The 18,679-nt window shown below is 65.3% G+C and carries 13 protein-coding genes; 3 read left to right on the top strand and 10 right to left on the bottom strand.

Going from position 1 to position 18,679, the window contains the following annotated elements:
* Positions 1 to 4: 4 nt before the first annotated feature.
* The 5 genes from ABE434_RS08390 to ABE434_RS08370 all read right to left on the bottom strand — a co-directional run bounded on the left by ABE434_RS08390 (position 5) and on the right by ABE434_RS08370 (position 8,663).
* A complete protein-coding gene (locus ABE434_RS08390) occupies positions 5 to 646 on the bottom strand; it encodes a response regulator transcription factor (RefSeq protein ID WP_346478507.1) in 642 nt (213 codons plus the stop codon).
* A 29-nt stretch (positions 647 to 675) separates the two neighbouring features.
* Entirely contained in the window at positions 676 to 3,831 is a 3,156-nt protein-coding gene (locus ABE434_RS08385; protein ID WP_346478506.1) for an ATP-binding protein, read from the bottom strand.
* A 121-nt stretch (positions 3,832 to 3,952) separates the two neighbouring features.
* A complete protein-coding gene (locus ABE434_RS08380; protein WP_346478505.1) occupies positions 3,953 to 4,624 on the bottom strand; it encodes a response regulator transcription factor in 672 nt (223 codons plus the stop codon).
* Positions 4,621 to 5,841 carry an EAL domain-containing response regulator gene (locus tag ABE434_RS08375; RefSeq protein ID WP_346478504.1) on the bottom strand — a complete coding sequence of 407 codons (1,221 nt, stop codon included), beginning with the start codon at positions 5,839 to 5,841 and terminating at the stop codon, positions 4,621 to 4,623. Before ABE434_RS08375 ends, ABE434_RS08380 begins: the two co-directional genes overlap by 4 nt.
* The gene (locus ABE434_RS08370; RefSeq protein WP_346478503.1) at positions 5,838 to 8,663 is read right to left on the bottom strand and encodes a response regulator; all 2,826 of its coding nucleotides are present in this window, start codon (positions 8,661 to 8,663) and stop codon (positions 5,838 to 5,840) included. The genes ABE434_RS08375 and ABE434_RS08370 overlap by 4 nt, the downstream gene beginning before the upstream one ends.
* A gap of 178 nt (positions 8,664 to 8,841) precedes the next feature.
* Here ABE434_RS08370 and ABE434_RS08365 point away from each other — a divergent pair, with 178 nt between their 5' ends.
* Positions 8,842 to 9,573, top strand: coding sequence for a class I SAM-dependent methyltransferase (locus tag ABE434_RS08365; protein ID WP_346478502.1), 732 nt, complete (start codon positions 8,842 to 8,844; stop codon positions 9,571 to 9,573).
* A 59-nt stretch (positions 9,574 to 9,632) separates the two neighbouring features.
* Here ABE434_RS08365 and ABE434_RS08360 read toward each other — a convergent pair whose 3' ends face one another.
* Entirely contained in the window at positions 9,633 to 10,271 is a 639-nt protein-coding gene (locus ABE434_RS08360) for a response regulator transcription factor (RefSeq protein WP_346478501.1), read from the bottom strand.
* Positions 10,272 to 10,345: 74 nt separating this feature from the next.
* Here ABE434_RS08360 and ABE434_RS08355 point away from each other — a divergent pair, with 74 nt between their 5' ends.
* Complete coding sequence (locus ABE434_RS08355) at positions 10,346 to 13,918, top strand: transporter substrate-binding domain-containing protein (protein WP_346478500.1); 3,573 nt, start codon at positions 10,346 to 10,348, stop codon at positions 13,916 to 13,918.
* A gap of 15 nt (positions 13,919 to 13,933) precedes the next feature.
* Here ABE434_RS08355 and ABE434_RS08350 read toward each other — a convergent pair whose 3' ends face one another.
* Both ABE434_RS08350 and ABE434_RS08345 read right to left on the bottom strand, forming a co-directional pair.
* Positions 13,934 to 14,323 (bottom strand): c-type cytochrome, encoded by a 390-nt coding sequence (locus ABE434_RS08350; RefSeq protein ID WP_346478499.1) that lies wholly within the window; start codon positions 14,321 to 14,323, stop codon positions 13,934 to 13,936.
* 98 nt (positions 14,324 to 14,421) lie between these two features.
* The gene (locus ABE434_RS08345; RefSeq protein ID WP_346478498.1) at positions 14,422 to 16,098 is read right to left on the bottom strand and encodes an electron transfer flavoprotein-ubiquinone oxidoreductase; all 1,677 of its coding nucleotides are present in this window, start codon (positions 16,096 to 16,098) and stop codon (positions 14,422 to 14,424) included.
* Between the two features lie 285 nt (positions 16,099 to 16,383).
* Between ABE434_RS08345 and ABE434_RS08340 the strand changes: the two genes are divergently transcribed.
* Entirely contained in the window at positions 16,384 to 17,547 is a 1,164-nt protein-coding gene (locus ABE434_RS08340) for an acyl-CoA dehydrogenase family protein (RefSeq protein ID WP_346478497.1), read from the top strand.
* Between the two features lie 104 nt (positions 17,548 to 17,651).
* On the opposite strand, the gene trmL is transcribed toward ABE434_RS08340, so the two are convergent.
* Positions 17,652 to 18,131: a tRNA (uridine(34)/cytosine(34)/5-carboxymethylaminomethyluridine(34)-2'-O)-methyltransferase TrmL gene (trmL, locus tag ABE434_RS08335; protein ID WP_346478496.1), complete on the bottom strand. Its 480-nt coding sequence runs from the start codon at positions 18,129 to 18,131 to the stop codon at positions 17,652 to 17,654.
* 43 nt (positions 18,132 to 18,174) lie between these two features.
* On the bottom strand, positions 18,175 to 18,654 hold the full coding sequence (locus tag ABE434_RS08330; RefSeq protein ID WP_346478495.1) for a hypothetical protein: 480 nt from the start codon (positions 18,652 to 18,654) through the stop codon (positions 18,175 to 18,177).
* Positions 18,655 to 18,679 lie beyond the last annotated feature (25 nt).

The raw sequence follows: 18,679 nt of genomic DNA, 5'->3' as shown, positions 1-18,679 counted from the left end.
TCGATCAGCCGAAAAGGCCTGATTCCAGACAGAACGCCACCAGTTCCTGATCCGTCCGGGTGCCCAGCTTGCGCATGGCGCTGATCTTCTGCGTGCTGACTGTTTTGCTGCTGCGATTGAGCGCCCGCGCGATGTCGCCAACGCTCTGGCCGCTGGCGAACAGCCGAATCACTTCGAACTCCCGGGGCGACAAGGTGGCGGCCGAGGTGGGCTCGCCAGCCTCAGGCACCATTTCTTCGCGAGGCAGTTCGGGGGAACGGTAGATCCGCTGTGCCAGCAGGCTGGTCAGGGCCCCGTCGAGCTCATTGAGATTCCCGCTCTTGCGCACCACACCGCTGGCACCCGCGCGATACATTTCGGCAACGATGGAGGGGTTGGACACCATCGTCAGTATCAGAACGCGAGTGTCCGGGAAATTGCGGGTCAGGTAGGAAATGAGCTTGATCCCATCCCCCATCCGCTCGTCACCAGGCATGCTGTAGTCAGTGATGATGATGTCCGGCGCATGCTGCTGTGCAAGGTCCACCAGCCCGGCCGGGTCCTGTGCCTGACCGACGACCTGGAAGCGCGGGTCGCGATCAACAAGATCGGCGATGCCCGCCAGCACAATCGGGTGGTCGTCGGCAATGACGATCTTGGTCTTCAAGGCGGGGTCTCCGGATCGCGGGGGAAAGGTCAAGGTGGATCGGTCGGGTCGACGGATGTCGACTCGAGATGGGCCAGGGCGCATTCCAATCGGACAATGAATGCATCGATGCCAGGCACGCAGTCCTCCGCACTGGTCCCGTCATCGATTCTATCCTCGATACGCTTGCTCTCATCGGCCAACGGCTCTGCCGACACTATGACCAGCGCACCACGCAGGCGATGCAGCATGTGCTTGACGCCCTGCAGATCCCCGATCTCCTGTGATCTTGCCAGCGCGGCCATATCATCACGCATGGTTTCCAGGAAGAGCGTCCGCATCCGCGGAGCGACCAAGAGGACATCCGGGCTGGATCCGGTAACCGCCAAGGGGCTCAGATGCCGGTACAGATCGTCCAGCCGGATGGGCTTCACCAGACAATCGGCCATGCCCACGCTGCGGCAACGCGCGCGCTCAGTGGGGTCGGCATTTGCGGTGGCGCCGAATATCGGCGCCGTTATGCCGTGCCCGTGCAGCCGCTCTGCCAGTGCGTACCCATCGACATGCGGCATGTTCAGATCGGTGATGACCACATCGAAATGACGACGTGTCCAATAATCAAATGCCTCGGCGCCATCGCTGGCGACGACGGCATGGCACCCGAGACGCTCCAGCTGTTCACGCAGGATCATCTGGTTGATGGGGTTGTCCTCTGCGACCAGAACGCTCAGGTGGAGCGGCTGGAACGCCTTGGCCGACGGTTCCCCCTGCAGTGGCAGTGGGCGGCCGGTCGCGAGGAGCAGTGCATCGACCATCGCATCGAGCCGGTGCATGGACACCAGCCATACGCCGTTGACCTGTTGGGGATGATCGCCGCCGCCGGTGCGGGCGACCACGTGAGGGCCGTCCCATGCGCCGATCGGTCCATTCATGGGGACCTCCAGAAGAGGCGTGCCGGGGATCGTATCCATGCCCGGGTCCCGGTGAAGCCCCTGCGCGAGGAAACCGCGCTTGCGCAGACGGGCGCACAGGGTGTCAACCAGCTCGCCGGCCGGCGAGCGCACGTAAACGCGCTGCTCTGCGTCGGCGGAACGTCCGCTCGGGGAGGAATCCTCTGGCCGGTCCAGCTCGAGCTCGAAACTGAAACTGCTCCCAAGCCCCGTGTCACTGACCACTCTCAGTTGGCCGCCCATCAGGCCCACCAGTTGCGCGCTGATCGCCAACCCAAGGCCGGTGCCCCGCTGCGCATCGGCGCCCGGATTGGCCTGATAGAACGCTTCGAAGAGATGCGCTTGATGGTGTTCCTCGATCCCGATCCCGGTATCGGCCACCTGCCAGGCGAGCGTCGCCTTTCGCCCGCTCACGTCCCGTGCCTGAAGCCGGATGACCACGCGGCCGGCCTCGGTGAACTTGATGGCGTTGCTGACCAGGTTGTTCAGGACCTGACGTATCCTCGCGCCGTCGCCGTGGACGTGCCCAGGCACGTCGCCATCAATGCAGGCATACAGCTGCAGGTTCTTCCGCGTCGCGGACGCGGCATATGAGCGGAGTACCTCTTCGGTGAGTTCGGCCGGAGAGAACAGCACGGGCTCCAGGACCAGCTGTCCGGCTTCGGCCTTGGACACGTCCAGGATGTCGCCAATCAACTGCATCAACGTGGAGGACGAATGCTGGATGGTGCTCAGGTAGTCTCTCTGCTGACTGTCCAACGCGGTGAGCCCAAGCAGCTCCAGCGTGCCCAGGACGCCGTAGAGGGGGGTGCGGATCTCATGGCTCATGGTCGCCAGGAACAGGCTCTTGGCGCGGTTCGCCTGATCGGCCTCCTGCCGAGCCTGTTGTAGAACCTGCTCGGCCTCATGCTGTGCAGTGAGATCGATGAACAGGCAAAGGGTGACAGGCTCGCCGCGATACCGGGCTTGGGTGGTATTGATCAGCAGGTGGCGTCCATCCGGTGTCCGGTAGGGGATCGTGCGGCTCTGCCCGGATTTCACCAACGTCAGTGCATCTTGACGCCACGTGCCATCCCAGCCGGGAGCGTCGTGTCGAGCACCCAGCCACTCGCGAGCCAGCGCATTCTCCAGTACCACGCTGCCATCACTGCTGCGAAGAAGACACAGCCCGATCGGAGCGGCCTCCAGGACGGTACGGCTGAACGCCTCGCTCTCCTGCAGCCGTTCCTGATTCCTGCGCAGCGGCACCAGGACGGAGCGGCGGTAGCTGCGAAGCGCCACGATGCCACCGAGCGCAAGCAGGATGGCCGCAATCACGCCGCCGATCAGAGGCCAACGCTGGTGAAGCAGCACGCGCGCCCAGCCGACCTGATAGACCGCTTGCCAGCCTTCAGCGTCACGCATGCGATAGGTAATGCTCCCGGCGCTGTAGTGTCTGCTTTGCCCGCCGCCACCATCGACCTCCGGCCCGTAGAGCAGCCGCCCGTCGGGGGCCAGGATCGAAAGCCGGTCGTAAATAGGCTCTCCAAGCACCTGCTGGTGGTCGTCGATGCGGGACACATCCAGCATGCAGGAGATCGCCGGGGTCCCGCCATTGGCCCATAGGGCCGCATCCTGGGGAGAGCGCATGACGGACAGCAGCCAACGGCTCCCATCGGCCAGATCGCGACGGTGCCACCCCATGCCGCCGTTCTGAGGGCTTGTGATCGAGGCTTCTGCGTGAATGATGCCCATCATCCGGCGCAGGGTTGGATCCGCAGTGTTATCGGAACCGCTTATGGGGAGCGCATGCGGCACCAGCGCTGCCATCGTGCCGGTACCATCGAGCAGGAGGCAACGGGGCGACGGATAGCGCGAATCGGACCAAAAGCTGCCATAGAACCCTGAGAAAGCTCTGCCCAACTCCGTTGCTGCGGGTGAAGGCGGGGATCCGGTGCTGCTTACGACGGAAAATGGAGAGAAGGCTGCGGGGTAAGGACTGGCATCCAGAAAGCGTGGCGTGGGGCGCTTTGAATCCGCGGGATCCAGCTGATGGCCCTGCCAGCGCGCCATGAAGCGCTCTTGTTCGTGCAGCGCACCAGAAAGGCGCTTGAAGTGGAAATCAACCTTCTGCTGCTCTTCCCGAAGCAGCTGTAGCGAGCTGGAGAGAAGAAGACCGGCCTGAATGGTGGCCACGGCGATGGTGCCCACGAGCAGGCTGTGCAGCCACAGGGACCTGCGCGCAAGCAAGCGCACGGGAGTGGACTCGACCGGCATGCATATCTCGTCTGACGGGCGGAGCGGCCCTTGCGAAGGATAATCGATAGGAACCCGGCCGCGCACCGGGCGGTGAAGGCCCCCCAGCGGTCTCAGCCCTGCAACCATCCACGGGCTCCCGTCAGGTGACCTGGTCACCCATCCCGACAAAGTTCAGGCCCAGCGCTACCAGTTCCTGGTCGCTCCTCGTACCGAGCTTGCGCTTCGCACTGGCCTTCTGCGCGCTGACGGTACAGCGGCTGCGATTGAATCTCGCCGCGATGTCACTCACGGTCTGGCCGTTGGAAAACAGCCTGACGACCTCCAGCTCCCGCGGCGACAGGCCGTGTCGAGGCGCTTGAGGGGGGGCAGTCGTTGCGCTGGAACGACCGGCGCTATTTGACCGATAAGTGCGCTGCATCCGTGCCGCTGTCAGTGCACTGAGAAGTTCAGCCGGATCCCCCGATTTGGTGATCACGCAGTGCGCCCCGACTCTGTACATCTCATCGATCATCCACGGGGTGGTGATCATTGTCAGAACCAGAATGGGGAGGCAGGGAAACGCCCGGTGCAGCCTCCCGATGAGCACGGAGCCATCGCAGGTGCGGGAATCGCCGGGCATCACGTAGTCGGTGATCAGAATGTCAGGTTGTTGCGTATGGAGCGCCCTCATGAGTGCGGCGGAATCACTCACCTGTGCAACCACCCGGAATCGGCCGTCCTGCTCGATCAGTTCACGGACGCCCGCCAGTATGAACGGGTGATCGTCGGCAATAACAACGCGCGACGTCCCTCGGCCATCCTTGCGTTTCATCGGCCGTCATTCCGCTGGGCGCGCGTCTCACCATTCAAAAGTTCTGCGAAGGCGTCTGCGGGGATCGCGGCGGAGATCAGATAGCCCTGCACCTGTGTGCAGCCGAGTGCCCGGAGCGTGGACAGCTCTTCATCCGTCTCCACACCTTCGGCGACGATGTTGAGGCCGAGCTTCTGGCCAAGCGTGATCACGGTGCTCAAAGCGCTTCGCAGTGCAGAATCCCGCGTGCAGCCATGTACCAGAGACCGATCGATTTTCACCTCGGTGAATGGAGCGCTCACCAGGTTGTGCACGGAGCTCAGTCCCTGTCCAAAGTCATCCTGGGCCAACCCGAAGCCTTTCATGCGCAGGCGGCAGGCGCCAGCGTAATAGTCGCTGACATGCCGGGTGGTGCTGCTCTCCATCAGCTCGAAACAAAGATCAGCAGGCGAGCCGCCGTGCTCAATGGTCAGCTCCGCCAGTTCCTCCGGTAGGGTGCTTCTTTCCAGGAGATGGGGAGGCAAATTGACTGATACGGGAATTCGAAAGCCCCTCGCGCGCCACTCGGCCTGCGCGCGAACGCTCATCTTCACCATGTGCCGCAGTAGTGCCAGCTCGAGTGCGTTTTCCTGGATCAACGGTAGGAACTGACCGGGCGATATCAAGCCCTGTTCTGGGTGGCACCAGCGGACCAACGCTTCGGCCGCCACCACGAGGCCGGAGCCCAGCGATTTTTTCGGCTGGAACCACGCCGTGATCTCACCGCTCTTCATGGCCCGCCACAACGTATCGCGGCTTGCCGCCAACGGGAGCTTGGCCTCCTTGCTGACGGCGGCGACGCGATGCGCGCCTTCCTGCTTCTGGCTCAACAACGCCATTACATCGGCAACATCGCCAGGGGATACGGGCTTCGGGAGTACCGCAAGCACGCTGAATCCCAAGGATTCGGCCATCAGACGGGCGGAGAACATCATGCGTGTCGACGCCGAGCTGACCAGTACCAGTGCCGGCTTCCGATCCTGGGCAGCCAGGCTCTGGATGAACTGAATGCCGTCCACCCCGGGCATCATCATGTCGGTGACGACCAGGTCGTAGGGACGCCAGTGGCACATCGCCAGTGCATCGGCGCCATCGCCCGAGGTATCTGCGTGGGTTCTCGATGCGCTGTTGAAGAGCTGAGCCAGCATGCTGCGTTGGAAGGCCTGGTCTTCCAGGATCAGTACATGGCGGATGGTCATGCCGGTGCTCCGTGGGACAGTTGGGTCAGGGCTCGGCGCAAGGTACCGATGTCAACGGGCTTCGCCAGGTAGCCGGCCATGCCACTGGCAAAGCAGCGTTCACGCTCTTCGGGGGTGGCGCTGGCTGTCGCGCCGATCACTGGGACAAGGATGTCGTGCTGACGCAGGCTTCTGGTCAACGCATGCCCGCTCATGCGCGGCATGTTGATGTCGGTCAACACCACGTCGAACGGTTGCGACCGGCACAGCTCCAAAGCATTCTGGCCGTCGGTTGCTGTCAGGACGCTGCAGCCGAGTGTTTCCAGCTGCTCCTTCATGATGATGCGATTGATCGGATTGTCCTCGGCGACCAGCACCCGCAGATCCAGCGCGTCGGGTCGGGATACCGCTGCCATCGGGACAGGGGCGTCGCTCTGTTGCAGCCGCGCCAACGCGTTTGCAATGGCGCGGATGCTGAACATCGTGACGGTGAGGTGGCGGGGGTTCTCCGGATCTACGACGGGCGTATCGCCTGCATCAGGCAGTGCGGTGACGCGGGGGCCCCGCCAGCTGACGGGGGGAGAGCCGCGTGGATCGCTGTCGAGCAGAATGGCGTTCTCGTCCGGCGCGAGCGGCATCCCCGGTTCATAGCGACGCACGGTGGCACCCCACCGCTGCAGCCATTCGCTCCCACTATCTGCCAACTCGGAAACAGAGCATCGGACATAGATCAGCGGTTGCGCCAGCAACTTGGGCGCACTGTCCTCGGGCGTGGCCCGCGGATCGGCCTTCAGCGGCAGCACCATCGTGAAACTGCTTCCCAGCCCGGGCTCGCTGACCAGACGGATGTCGCCGTTCATCAGCCGCACCAGTCGGTCGCTGATGGACAATCCCAGCCCGGCACCTTCCAAGCGGTTGTGTGTGCCGATCTGACGGAAGGGTTCGAACAAACGCGCATGCTCGGCTTGGGCGATGCCTACGCCGGTATCCGTGACCTGCCAGCTTACGGACACCATATCCGCCTCACGGGCGACCAGCCGGACGCGCAGGCAGATGTTCCCGCTGTCAGTGAACTTGATCGCGTTGCTCAACAGATTTCCCAGAATCTGCCGAATCCGACCGGCGTCGCCCAGAACCTGGTCCGGCAGCTCGGGGTCGGTGCATACCATGATCCGTATTCCCTTCCTTTCAGCGGCTGCCGCATACGCACGAAGGGTCGACTCCGCCAGATCCAAGGGGGAGAACGGTGCCACGACCAAGGTGAGCTGACCCGATTCAATCTTGGTCACATCCAGAATCTCGCTGATCAGCTGAAGCAGGGCCGAAGAGGATTGCTCGATGGTTGCAAGGTACTGGCTCTGTCGAGCGTCCAGTGACGTATGCGCCAACAGCTCCAGCGTGCCGAGCAGGCCATACAACGGGGTCCGGATCTCGTGGCTCATCGTGGCAAGAAAGGCAGTCTTGGCTTGACTGGCTGCGTCAGCCGCCTGCTTTGCCGCGGACAAGGCCGCCTGGATCTGACGATGTCGGCTCACGTCGTTGAAAACGCACAGCAGGACATCCTCGCCGTGATAGCGGGTCCGAGCGGCCAGCACCTGGAGTTGTCGGCCATCGCTGGTGGTGTAGTCCGCGCTGCGACGTTCGCCCAGCGGGTCCGCATTGCCGGTTCGCAGATTGCCCAGCCAGTCGCCTGCTGCGGCATCGTTGCCAAGCCAGTCACGTGCAAGCTGGTTCTCCACCATCGGGGTTCCATCGTGGCCGCGCAGCACGCAAACTCCGACCGGCGCCATCTCGATCACCGTGCTGCCGAAATCGAAGCTCTCCAGGAGTTGTCGATGCTGTAGCAGCGCCGGCTGGATCAACTGGCGGTCGATGCGTCGGGTCAGCGCACGCAGCGCAACCACGCCAGCCAGAGACATCAGCAGCGAAATGCCGAGATGGGGCGCGATATCAACCAGCAGCAGGCTCAGGGGCGCGTGGTACACCAGCCGCCAGCCGTCTTCGCCAATGCCCTTGACCAGTGCCAGGCCCTCGGGACGAGCGCCATCCCAGATCCATCCGAACTCGTCCTGCGCATGCCGACGCATCCAGTTTGCGGAAGGGGAGCGCTCCCCTTGCGTCAGGACTGCCTCCCCGTGCCTGTCCAGCAAAGCAAAGTCGCCAATGCCGTTGCCATTCAGGGTCTTGATCATGGCGTCCGAGTCAATCGCCAATCCCAGCCAGTGGGATGCGTCTGGTTCCACGCCGCCGATCGCCCGATAAAGATAAATAGGCGACCCCGTCTGTGTTGGTGCAACCCAGCGCACCCGGCTATCGCCAAGACGTTCACCTTCCGGCATCAGCGGGCTTCCCACGGTATGTTGTCGAGAGATGAAACTGGCGCTCTGCTCCTCGTGAGCAGCCGAGCGAACGGCCACTGAGGTGCCGTCAACGTGCACCAAGCGCACGCCAAAATCGGCCAAGGTCTGTTCAGCCCGTGCCGACAGGAGCAGAGTCAACTCCTGTCCGTCGCCCGCCGTACCCAATCGGAGTCGACGAACGTTCCGGTCATCGTCATGCCTCGAGGCGCGCGCCTTCTGGCTGGACGTGTGGACGTTGACGACCGAGTCGACCAGATAGTTCAGGAGAGCTTCGCGCTGGTCCACATAAAGCTGCGCTCGATACGCAGCAGCGTTCATCCCGCGCCTGTGTACGGAGACGTCATCCCCCAGCTGAACGAGGACGTAGAAGATCCCGGTACCGACCAGGCACACCAGGATGCACGCCGACAGCCACCGCAGCAGCACGGTGGCTGCGACGGCAGGCGCGTCAATCGCGGGGTGCTGTGGGAGGAGGCGATGCATGAAAGCATGCTATGGAGACGTATCAAGCCACTCCATCAGCCAATCCTTAAAGGCCGTCTCCTCACGCGGAGGTGGGCATGTCCGTTCAGCTCCGGCCAGACGGGGGCTGGAACTGCCAGTAAGGGTGTTTCCTGTGGCGTTGACCGGTTTTAGAATTGAATTCGATTCGGAGTCCAGCGTGTCCCAGAACATCTACGACAATCAGGCCTTTTTTGATGGCTATGCCCGACTGCCGCGCTCGCAGTTCGGTCTGGAGGCCGCTCCCGAGTGGCCGGCCATCCAGGCTATGCTCCCTGTGTTGACGGGAAAACGGGTTCTGGACCTTGGCTGTGGATACGGTTGGTTCTGCCGCAGGGCACGAGCCGCTGGAGCCGCCAAGGTGCTCGGTATCGACTTGTCCGAAAAAATGCTCGCACGAGCTCGAGAGCTCACCGACGACATCGACATCAGCTACCAGCGTGGCGATCTGGAGCAGCTCGTACTGCCGAGCCAGGCGTTCGACGTGGTCTACAGCCAACTGACGCTGCACTACCTTCCGGACATCGGCCCGCTGTTTGCTTCCATCCATCAGGCACTGCCGCCTGGCGGTTGGTTTGTCTTCACGGTGGAGCACCCGATCTATACGTGCTCACCACGTCAGGGTTGGCTCACCGATGAAGAAGGTCAGCGTTCTTGGGCGGTCAATAATTACCAGAACGAAGGCCAGCGCGTCAGCAACTGGCTGGCTGACGGGGTGGTGAAGTACCACCGGACATTGAGCACGACATTGAACGCGTTGATTGCCGCCAGCTTTGCTATCCGCCACGTCAATGAGTGGGGGCCGACTGCGGAGCAGATTGACGCTAACCCAGCGCTTGCGGAAGAGGCGGAGCGTCCGATGATGGTCCTGTTTTCCGCACAGCGATTGTAGCCATGGTTTCACGAGGGAGGGCGGGTTGATGTCGCCACGCCGTCAGCGGACGGCGGCGATCAGCGTTCGCCGTCGCGCAGGTAATCGAACAGCTCGGCGTCGCCCTTCAGGCCGAGCTTCAACATCGCATCGCCCTTCTGGCGACTGATGGTGCTCACGCTCTTGTGCAGATGCATGGCGATCTCCTTGACCGTCATGCCGCTGCCGAGCAGGCGCAGCACTTCCACCTCGCGCGGCGACAGCGGTTTGGCTTCGCCTTCTTCCACGCTGTTCGTGCCGATCGCGTCAATGCGCTCTTTCAGGGTCTGGCTGACGTAGGGCATGCCACGCTGCACGGTCTGGATCGCGGTGGGCAGTTCGTCCATCGAGGAGGTCTTGTCGACCAGGCCCAGCACACCGGTGGCGACCACCATGCGCAGGATCGCCAGGTTGTTGGACACACTGAGCATCAGCACCGGCAACGTGGGAAAGCGCCGGCGGATCATCGCGATCATCGTAAAGCCATCGGCCTGCTGGCCGCCGGGCATGGAGTAATCGGTGACCAGGACATCGCAAGGATGTTCGGACAGCGCGGTCATCAGCTCGGCCACGGTACTGGCTTCGGCCACCACCTGGCCAACGCCACTGGATTCGATCACGGCCTTCGTGCCGATCCGTACGACCGGATGGTCATCGGCAATGATAATGCGCAGGGTCATGGACTAGTATTGCCTGTAAGGCAGCCGTCGGGCCGTGCCGGGATGGGGATATCATTCTACGGAGATCAGGCAGCATGCGTATCCACGTTGTTCGCTGGCTGGTGCTGGTCGTGCTGGCAATGGCCTGGGCCGTGTCGGCCTCCGCCGCCAACCCTCCCGCCCTGTCGCCCCGGCAGAGCGAGTGGCTTGGCAGGCACCCTACCATCATCCTGGGCATGTACGACAGCGGGTGGCCGCCGTTCGAATCCCTGCGCGACGGTAAACCTGCCGGTCTGGGATTCGACTATCTGAGCCTGCTCGCACAGCAGCTGGGCGTGCAGGTAAAGGTACGCATGTACCGCGACTGGACCGAAGTGCTGGATGCGGCGTGCCGCGGTGAAGTCGACGTGGTGATGAACATCACCCTCACCGCCGACCGCACCCGTTGCATGGTCTATACGCGTCCTTATGCCAGTGCGCCCCTGGCCCTGGTCGGTCGCCCCGGCGATACGCGGGCATCGGCCGATCCCGATCTGCGCGGCCTGCGCGTGGTCACCGAGCGCGAGTTCGTCACCAGCGAAGATGTACGCGCGCGCTTTCCTGCTGCCCGTCGCGTGGTGGCCAACGACACCACCGCCGCGCTCGCCATGGTGGGAAAAGGCGAGGCCGATGTGTACATCGGCAATGCCTACGTCGCCACCGCGCTGATCGCCGAGCGGCGGCTGACCGATGTCGCGCTGCTGCGCCCCAGTGACCTGGCCCCGGAACGCCTGCACTTCGGAGTGCCCAATGCCAAGCAGCCGTTGGCCGAGGCGCTGGACATGGGACTGGCCGCACTGGCCGAGCCCGAGCGGGAACGGCTGCGGCAGCGCTGGCTGCAGACGCCGGAGTGGTCGGCGCAGTCGCAGATGATCCTCGGCAATGCCGAGAAGCGCGTGCTGGCCACGCCGCTGCGCCTCGCCTTCGAGCCGAACGCGGCGCCGCTGGCGTTCATCGACGGCGCCCAGCAGCCCAGTGGTGTGTCGGCCGAATACCTGCGCCTGCTGCGCACCTTCGGCGCGCAGCTCACCCGGGTCCCCGCCCACGACTGGTTCGACGTGCGCGAACAACTGCGGCGCGGTGACGTCGACGCGATCATGGGCATCCCCAACGATTCCAGCTACCTGGGCGACGACTGGGTGTTCAGCCAGCCCTTCATCACCGTCCCGAACGTCGTGGTTACCGCCACGGGCAGTCCGTCGGTACTGGGCGTGCGCGACCTGGACGGGCGCAGCATCCTGCTGACCGATCCGGACCGCCTGCGCGGCTACATCCTGCAGCAGGCGCCCAATGCGCGCATCGTGCCGGCGCGCAGTGCCGAACTGGCGCTGGCACGGTTGGCCCATGGCGACGCCGATGCGTACATCGGCAACCTGGCGGTCGTCGACCGGATCGTACGCGAACGCTATCCGGCGCAGCTGCACGTGGCCGCGCCGGCCGGCTTCAGCGATCGCCTGTCGCTGGCCGTCAAACGCCAGTACGCGCCGCTGGCCACCACCTTCGACCGCATGCTGGTCAACATGAGCGCCCGCGAGCACGAGGCGATCCGCAGCGACTGGCTCACGGCCGAGTACCGCAGCAACCTCGACTGGCGCGTGATCGCGCGCTGGGCGGTGCCGTTGGCGCTGGTGCTGCTGACCGCGCTGCTGGTGCATGGCTGGGGCCATTGGCGGCTGCGCGGGGAAGTGGCGATGCGCCGGCGTGCCGAACAGCGCCTGGCCGAGGTTACCGACAACCTGCCGGCGATCGTCTATCAGGGCCGGCGCGAGCGCGATGGCCGATTGTCGCTGCCGTACATCGCCGGTGACATCGAGGCGTTGTTCGGGGTCACCGCGGCCGAAGCCATGGCCGACGAAAGCGCCTTGCTGGACCGCATCGACGAGCGCGACCGCGCCAGTGTCCGTCAGGCCATCGAGCGTGCCGCGCGTGACTTCACGCCCCTGGACGTCGAGTTCCGTACTTCGGCACGGGGCACGCTGCGCTGGGTGCGTTCGCGCGCGTTGCCCTATGACGCCGACGACGGTGCGCTGCTGTGGAGTGGTTACTGGGTGGACGTCACCGAGGCGCGCGCGCAGGCCGATGCGCTGGCGTTGGCCAAGGCGGCCGCGGAGCGCGCCACGGCGGCCAAATCCGAGTTCCTGGCCACCATGAGCCATGAGATCCGCACGCCGATGTCCGGCGTGCTGGGCATGGTGGAGGTGCTCTCGCATACCGCGCTGGATGGGGAGCAGCGCCGCATCATCGGCGTGATCGAAGACTCGGCGCAGTTGCTGCGGCAGATTCTCGATGATCTTCTGGACTACTCCCGGATCGAGGCCGGCGCGTTGTCGCTGCAGCCGCATCCGGTCGCGCTGCGCGCGCTGCTCGGCAATGTGCAGCAGCTGCTCGCGCCGCAGGCGGTGGCCAAGGGACTGGACCTGCATATCCAGATCGACGACGACGTCGCGGCCCTGCATCTGGCTGACGGCATGCGCCTGCGCCAGATCGCCTTCAACCTGCTGAGCAACGCCATCAAGTTCACCCACGTCGGTGAAGTCGGCATCGCCCTCGCGGTGCTCGACACCGATGCCGCCGGCACGCAACGGCTGCGCCTGACCGTGCGCGATACCGGCATCGGCATTTCAGCGGAGCAGCGTGAGCGTCTGTTCGCCCCCTTCGCGCAGGCCGATGCGACGATCAGCCGGCAGTACGGCGGCACCGGCCTGGGGCTGAGCATCTGCCAGCGGCTGGTCGCGCTGATGCACGGTGCGCTGACGCTGCGCAGCGTGCCCGGTGAAGGCACCTGCGTGGAGGTGCAGTTGAGCCTGCCCACGCTGCCGATCGACGAGCAGCCGGGCGTCGCCGAAGCACAGGCGCAGGTACTGCCGTTGCCGGCCGCGCTGCTGCAGCGGCGGGTATTGATCGTCGAGGACCATCCGACCAACCAGGCACTGATGGGCTGGCGCATGCAGCAGCTCGGCCTGCCGCACGTGATGGCCGAGAATGGCGAGCAGGGGCTGGCACTGTTGGCGCGCACCCACTTCGATCTGGTCCTTACCGATTGCCGCATGCCGGTCATGGACGGCTACGCGATGACCCGGCGCATCCGTGACCAAGAGCGTGACCGCGGCAGCGCCCGGATGCCGGTGATCGCGCTGACCGCCAGCGCGATGGAGGATGATCTGCAACGCTGCCGGGAGGCGGGCATGGACGCTATGTTGGCCAAGCCGGTGGCGTTGGCCGCGTTGCGTCAGGCACTGCTGCAGTGGCTGCCCGAGGTACCGTCGAGCGCGTCAGCCGCAGCGGATGCGCTGGGCGTCATCGACGCGCCGCCCGACCGGGCCGCGCTCGTGCGCCGGTTCGGGTCGGCGCATGTGGCGGGGGTGTTGATCGATAGCCTGTGCACGGCCTCCGCGCTCGATCTGGTGACGCTGCAGGCCGCGCTGAACGAGCGTGCGGGGCCGGCGCTGGTGGAGGTGCTGCACCGGCTGGTGGGCGGGTTGGCGACGCTGGGAGCGGAGACCCTGGCGCTGCAGGCGCGCAATCTGATGGACAGCGTCGACACAGACGGCGTCGCGGCACACGCCGAGGCGATCAGTGCGTTCGATGCGGCGCTGCGCGATTATCTGGTACAGCTTCAGGCATCCTGAGCGCCGCGATGGCGATCACCGCTGCTGCTGCAGGTATTCGACCACCTGGCGCCGACGCTCCGGGTCGACGGTGGCGTTGACCATGCGGGTACCCGGCACCACCTGCGCAGGCGAGCGCAGGAAGGCATCCAGGGTCTGTTCGTTCCAGGTCAGCCCGGCCTCGCGCATCGCGTTGGAGTAGGGGTAGCCCGCGACGCTGCCGGCGCGGCGGCCGATCACGCCATGCAGGTTCGGGCCGAAGCGGTGCACGCCACCGGCGCTGACCGTGTGGCAGCCGGCGCAGATCGCGAACGCGCGCTGCAGATCCTGCTGGCGGATCTGTTCCGGCGTCTGCGGGGTGCGCGCGCACGCGGTCAGCACGAGGCAGACCAGCAACGGCAGGGGGGATCGGAACGCAGGGGGCATGGCGCAGCGCAGATGTCCGGCAGGACGATCAGGATAGCCAGTACGGCCGTGCCTGCCGCGCCCGATGGCCTGCGACCGGTGGTCGCAGGCCATGCCGGTCACATGCCCGAGTAGTTCGGGCCGCCGCCGCCCTGCGGTGTGACCCACACGATGTTCTGGGTCGGGTCCTTGATGTCGCAGGTCTTGCAGTGCACGCAGTTCTGCGCGTTGATCTGCAGCTGCTCATGCCCCTCGCTGCCGACGAATTCGTACACACCGGCCGGGCAGTAGCGTGCTTCCGGCCCGGCGTACTCGGCCAGGTTGATGCGCACCGGCACGCTGGCGTCCTTGAGCGTGAGGTGGCCGGGCTGGTCTTCGGCGTGGTTGGTGCTGCTCAGGAACACCGAACTGAGCCGGTCGAAGGTGAGCACGCCATCCGGCTTGGGATAGGTGATCTTCGCGTGCTTCGACGCGGGCTCCAGGCAGGCGTGGTCCGGCGTGCTGTGGCGCAGCGTCCACGGCGGGTTGCGGATGCCGAGCTTGGGCAGCAGCCACTGTTCGACACCGGTCATCAGCGCGGCCACGGTCTGGCCCTTCTTGAACCACTGCTTGAAGTTCTTGGACTGCAGCAGCTCGGCACGCAGCCAGCTGGCCTCGAACGCCTGCGGGTAGGCGCTCAGCTCATCGTGCTGGCGATCGGCGACCACCGCATCGAAGGCGGCATCCGCGGCGAGCATGCCGGTCTTGAGCGCGGCATGGCTGCCCTTGATCCGGCTGACATTGAGGTAGCCGGCCTCGCAGCCGACCAGCGCGCCACCCGGGAACACGGTCTTGGGCAGCGACATCAGGCCACCGGCGGTGATCGCGCGGGCGCCATAGCCGATGCGCTTGCCACCTTCCAGGTGCTTGCGGATGTCGGGGTGCGTCTTGAAGCGCTGGAACTCTTCGAACGGGCTCAGCCACGGGTTCTTGTAGTCCAGGCCGACCACATAGCCGATCGAGACCTTGCCGCCTTCGGCGTGGTACAGGAACGCGCCACCGTAGGTGTCGTTGTCCAGCGGCCAGCCGGCGGCATGCACCACCAGGCCCGGTTCGTGCTTGGCCGGATCGATCTGCCACAGTTCCTTGATGCCGATGCCGTAGGCCTGCGGATCCTTGCCGGCATCGAGCTGGAAGCGCGCGATCAGCTGGCGGCCGAGATGGCCGCGCGAGCCTTCGGCGAAGACCGTGTACTTGGCGTGCAGCGCCATGCCGCGCTCGAACGCGGGGCCGGGCTGGCCGTTCTTCTCGATGCCCATGTCGCCGGTGGCCACGCCGATCACGGCGCCGTCGTCGCTGTACAGCACTTCCGCCGCCGGGAAGCCGGGGAAGATCGCGACTTCCAGCGCCTCGGCCTGCTGCGCCAGCCAGCGGGTGACTTCGCCCAGGCTGACGATGTAGTTGCCCTCGTTGTGGAAGCACTCCGGCAGCAGCGCGTTGGGCGTGCTGCGCGAGCCCGTCTCATTGAGGAACAGGAATTCGTCGCGGGTCACTTTCTGCTTCAGCGGCGCGCCGCGCTCGGCCCAGTCCGGGAACAGTTCGGTCAGCGCGCGCGGGTCCATCACCGCACCGGACAGGATGTGCGCGCCGGGTTCGGAGCCCTTTTCCAGGATGCACACCGACAGCTCGCGGCTGGCCTCGATGGCGCGCTGGCGCAGCCGGATCGCGGTGGCCAGGCCGGCAGGGCCACCACCCACGATCACCACATCGAATTCCATCACTTCACGCGGGGGCAGGACGTTGATTTCTTCGCTCATGGGGCTGCGTAACTCTTGGGTAGTGCCGCGGTTGAACGGGCGGCGGTTGCCTGGGAATCGCGCGTGTCACACCACGGCGAAACGGTTGGATCAGTGCGCCAGAGTACCGGCCCGGCGCATTTAAGCCTAGATCGCCGACGATGACAGCGGTGTCGCCGCGTGTTCGGTGCGCGGATGCTGCGGTGCAGCACGTCGCGCGCGTGCCGGCGATTGCCGCTTCCCTTGGCCCATTCCACGACAACGACCACAATGGGGGCCTGTTCCACCGCCACCTGCCGGGATGCCATGTCACTGAATCCGTTCGATCTGTTCGATATCCGTTCGCTGCTCAGCGAGGAGGAGCGCGCGGTGCAGGCAACGGTGGCGCGCTTCACCGATACGCGGGTGCTGCCGATCATCGGCGATGCCTTCGACGACGGACGTTTTCCGGATGAGTTGATCCCGGAAATCGCCTCGCTCGGCCTGCTCGGCTCCAGCCTGCCCGAGCAGTACGGCGGCGGCGGACTGAACGCGGTGAGCTACGGTTTGATCTGCCAGGAACTGGAGCGCGGCGATTCGGGCCTGCGCAGTTTCGTCTCGGTGCAGAGCTCGCTGTGCATGTACCCGATCTACGCCTACGGCAGCGAAGAACAGCGCCTGCGCTGGTTGCCGGACATGGCCACCGGCACGGTGATCGGCTGCTTCGGCCTGACCGAGGCGCACGGCGGCTCCGATCCGGCGGCGATGAAGACCCGCGCGGTGCGCGACGGCAGTGACTGGGTGGTCAACGGCAGCAAGATGTGGATCACCAGCGGGCCGGTGGCGGACATCGCGATCATCTGGGCGCATACCGAGGATGGCATCCAGGGCTTCGTGCTGGAAAAGGGCATGGCCGGGTTCACCACGCAGGAGATCAAGCACAAGATGAGCCTGCGCGCCTCGCTCACCGGTGCGCTGTTCTTCGACAACGTGCGCGTGCCCGACCGCAACCGGCTGCCGAACGTGCAGGGGCTTAAAGGTCCGCTGGGCTGCTTGAACCAGGCCCGATACGGGATCAGCTGGGGCCCGATCGGCGCCGCGGTGGCCTGTCTGGATGAAGCGCTGGCCTACACCAAGCAGCGCGTGCTGTTCGGCCGGCCGGTGGCCGCCACGCAGAGCGCGCAGATCAAGCTGGCCGACATGGCGCGGCGGATCACCACCGCACAGTTGCTGGCATTGCAGCTGGGGCGCCTGAAGGACGCCGGCCAGCTGCAGCCGCAGCAGGTCAGCCTGGCCAAGTGGAACAACTGCCGCATGGCCATCGACATCGCGCGCGAGTGCCGCGACCTGCTCGGCGGCGCCGGCATCACCACCGAGCACGTCGCGATCCGGCACGCGCTCAATCTGGAATCGGTGATTACCTACGAGGGCACCGAGACCGTGCACCAACTGGTGATCGGGCGCGAGCTGACCGGGATCAACGCGTTCTAAGGTCACCTGACCAACGGTCAGGTGCTACGCAGCCAATAGGTGCCGACCATCGGCACGCTGAACCGGTAGGTGCCGACCGTTGGTCGGCACGCGATCACGCACTGTCACACCCCGCCGGCAAACCCGTGCTGGCGCCACGCCTCGTACATCACCACGGCCACGGTATTGGAGAGGTTGAGGCTGCGGTTGTCCGGTTGCATCGGCAGGCGCAGGCGTCGGCCGTGGGGCAGGCTGTCGAGCAGGTCCTGGGGCAGGCCGCGGGTTTCCGGGCCGAACAGGAAGGCATCGCCATCGTCGAATTGCGGGGTGTCGTAACGCACGCTGCCGCGGGTACTCAGCGCGAACAGGCGCTTGGGCGCAATCACCTGCAGGGCGGTCTCAAGGTCTGGATGGACCTGCAGTCGGGCGTACTCGTGATAGTCCAGGCCGGCGCGCTTGAGCTGCTTGTCGCTCAGGTCGAAACCGAGCGGCTCGATCAGGTGCAGCCGCGCGCCGGTATTGGCGCAGAGGCGGATCACATTGCCGGTGTTCGGCGGGATTTCGGGTTGGAACAGGACGACATGGAACGTGGGCGTGGCAGTCATCGGCGAAGTGTACGCCGAGGCTGCGGGGGACCGCAGCTACGGCTTACTGGCGGATCAGGGTCGAGGCGGCGGCAGCAGCGGTTTCCAGCGCCAGGGCCTGCAGATCGGCGGCCGACGGACGCACCTGCAGGGTCGGCAGGTTGATGATCACTTCGTTGGCGACGGCGGTCGCAACTGCAGTGAAGGTAGCGGCGTAACCGCGGTCCTTGCTCTGTTCGGCAGCCAGGGCCTGGCGCTGTTCGGCGGTCGGGCGCACTTCGACGGCGGCCAGCGTGGTGACGCGGCGGGTGGCAGCCAGTTCGGCGCGGTAATCGGCGATCAGGCCGGCGGTCGGGCGGACTTCAACGACGGCCAGGGTCGGGATGCTGCTGGTGCGCTCGACCTCGGCCTGGGCGATCTGGTCGGCCGACGGGCGGACCTGCACGGTCTCCAGGGTGACGATGGCGGGGGCGGCCTGCACCGACGAAGCAAACGCGGAACCGGCGGCGAGGGCGATGGCGATGGCGAGAGTCTTGGTGTTCATGGCGAGGTCCTGTTTAGTGTTGGTG

The organism is Stenotrophomonas sp. TWI1183 (genome assembly GCF_039673115.1).
Classification (GTDB): Bacteria; Pseudomonadota; Gammaproteobacteria; order Xanthomonadales; family Xanthomonadaceae; genus Stenotrophomonas; species Stenotrophomonas maltophilia_AA.
Note: the sequence above shows the minus strand (reverse complement) of the source record. Positions and strands in the feature narration are given on the sequence as shown.

Bases quoted from the DNA above. Each gene is read 5' to 3' on its own strand.
- ABE434_RS08385 (WP_346478506.1), bottom strand. From the start codon at position 3,831: ATGCCGGTCGAGTCCACTCCCGTGCGCTTGCTTGCGCGCAGGTCCCTG.
- ABE434_RS08380 (WP_346478505.1), bottom strand. From the start codon at position 4,624: ATGAAACGCAAGGATGGCCGAGGGACGTCGCGCGTTGTTATTGCCGAC.
- ABE434_RS08375 (WP_346478504.1), bottom strand. From the start codon at position 5,841: ATGACCATCCGCCATGTACTGATCCTGGAAGACCAGGCCTTCCAACGC.
- ABE434_RS08370 (WP_346478503.1), bottom strand. From the start codon at position 8,663: ATGCATCGCCTCCTCCCACAGCACCCCGCGATTGACGCGCCTGCCGTC.
- ABE434_RS08360 (WP_346478501.1), bottom strand. From the start codon at position 10,271: ATGACCCTGCGCATTATCATTGCCGATGACCATCCGGTCGTACGGATC.
- ABE434_RS08355 (WP_346478500.1), top strand. From the start codon at position 10,346: ATGCGTATCCACGTTGTTCGCTGGCTGGTGCTGGTCGTGCTGGCAATG.
- ABE434_RS08350 (WP_346478499.1), bottom strand. From the start codon at position 14,323: ATGCCCCCTGCGTTCCGATCCCCCCTGCCGTTGCTGGTCTGCCTCGTG.
- ABE434_RS08345 (WP_346478498.1), bottom strand. From the start codon at position 16,098: ATGAGCGAAGAAATCAACGTCCTGCCCCCGCGTGAAGTGATGGAATTC.
- ABE434_RS08340 (WP_346478497.1), top strand. From the start codon at position 16,384: ATGTCACTGAATCCGTTCGATCTGTTCGATATCCGTTCGCTGCTCAGC.
- trmL (WP_346478496.1), bottom strand. From the start codon at position 18,131: ATGACTGCCACGCCCACGTTCCATGTCGTCCTGTTCCAACCCGAAATC.
- ABE434_RS08330 (WP_346478495.1), bottom strand. From the start codon at position 18,654: ATGAACACCAAGACTCTCGCCATCGCCATCGCCCTCGCCGCCGGTTCC.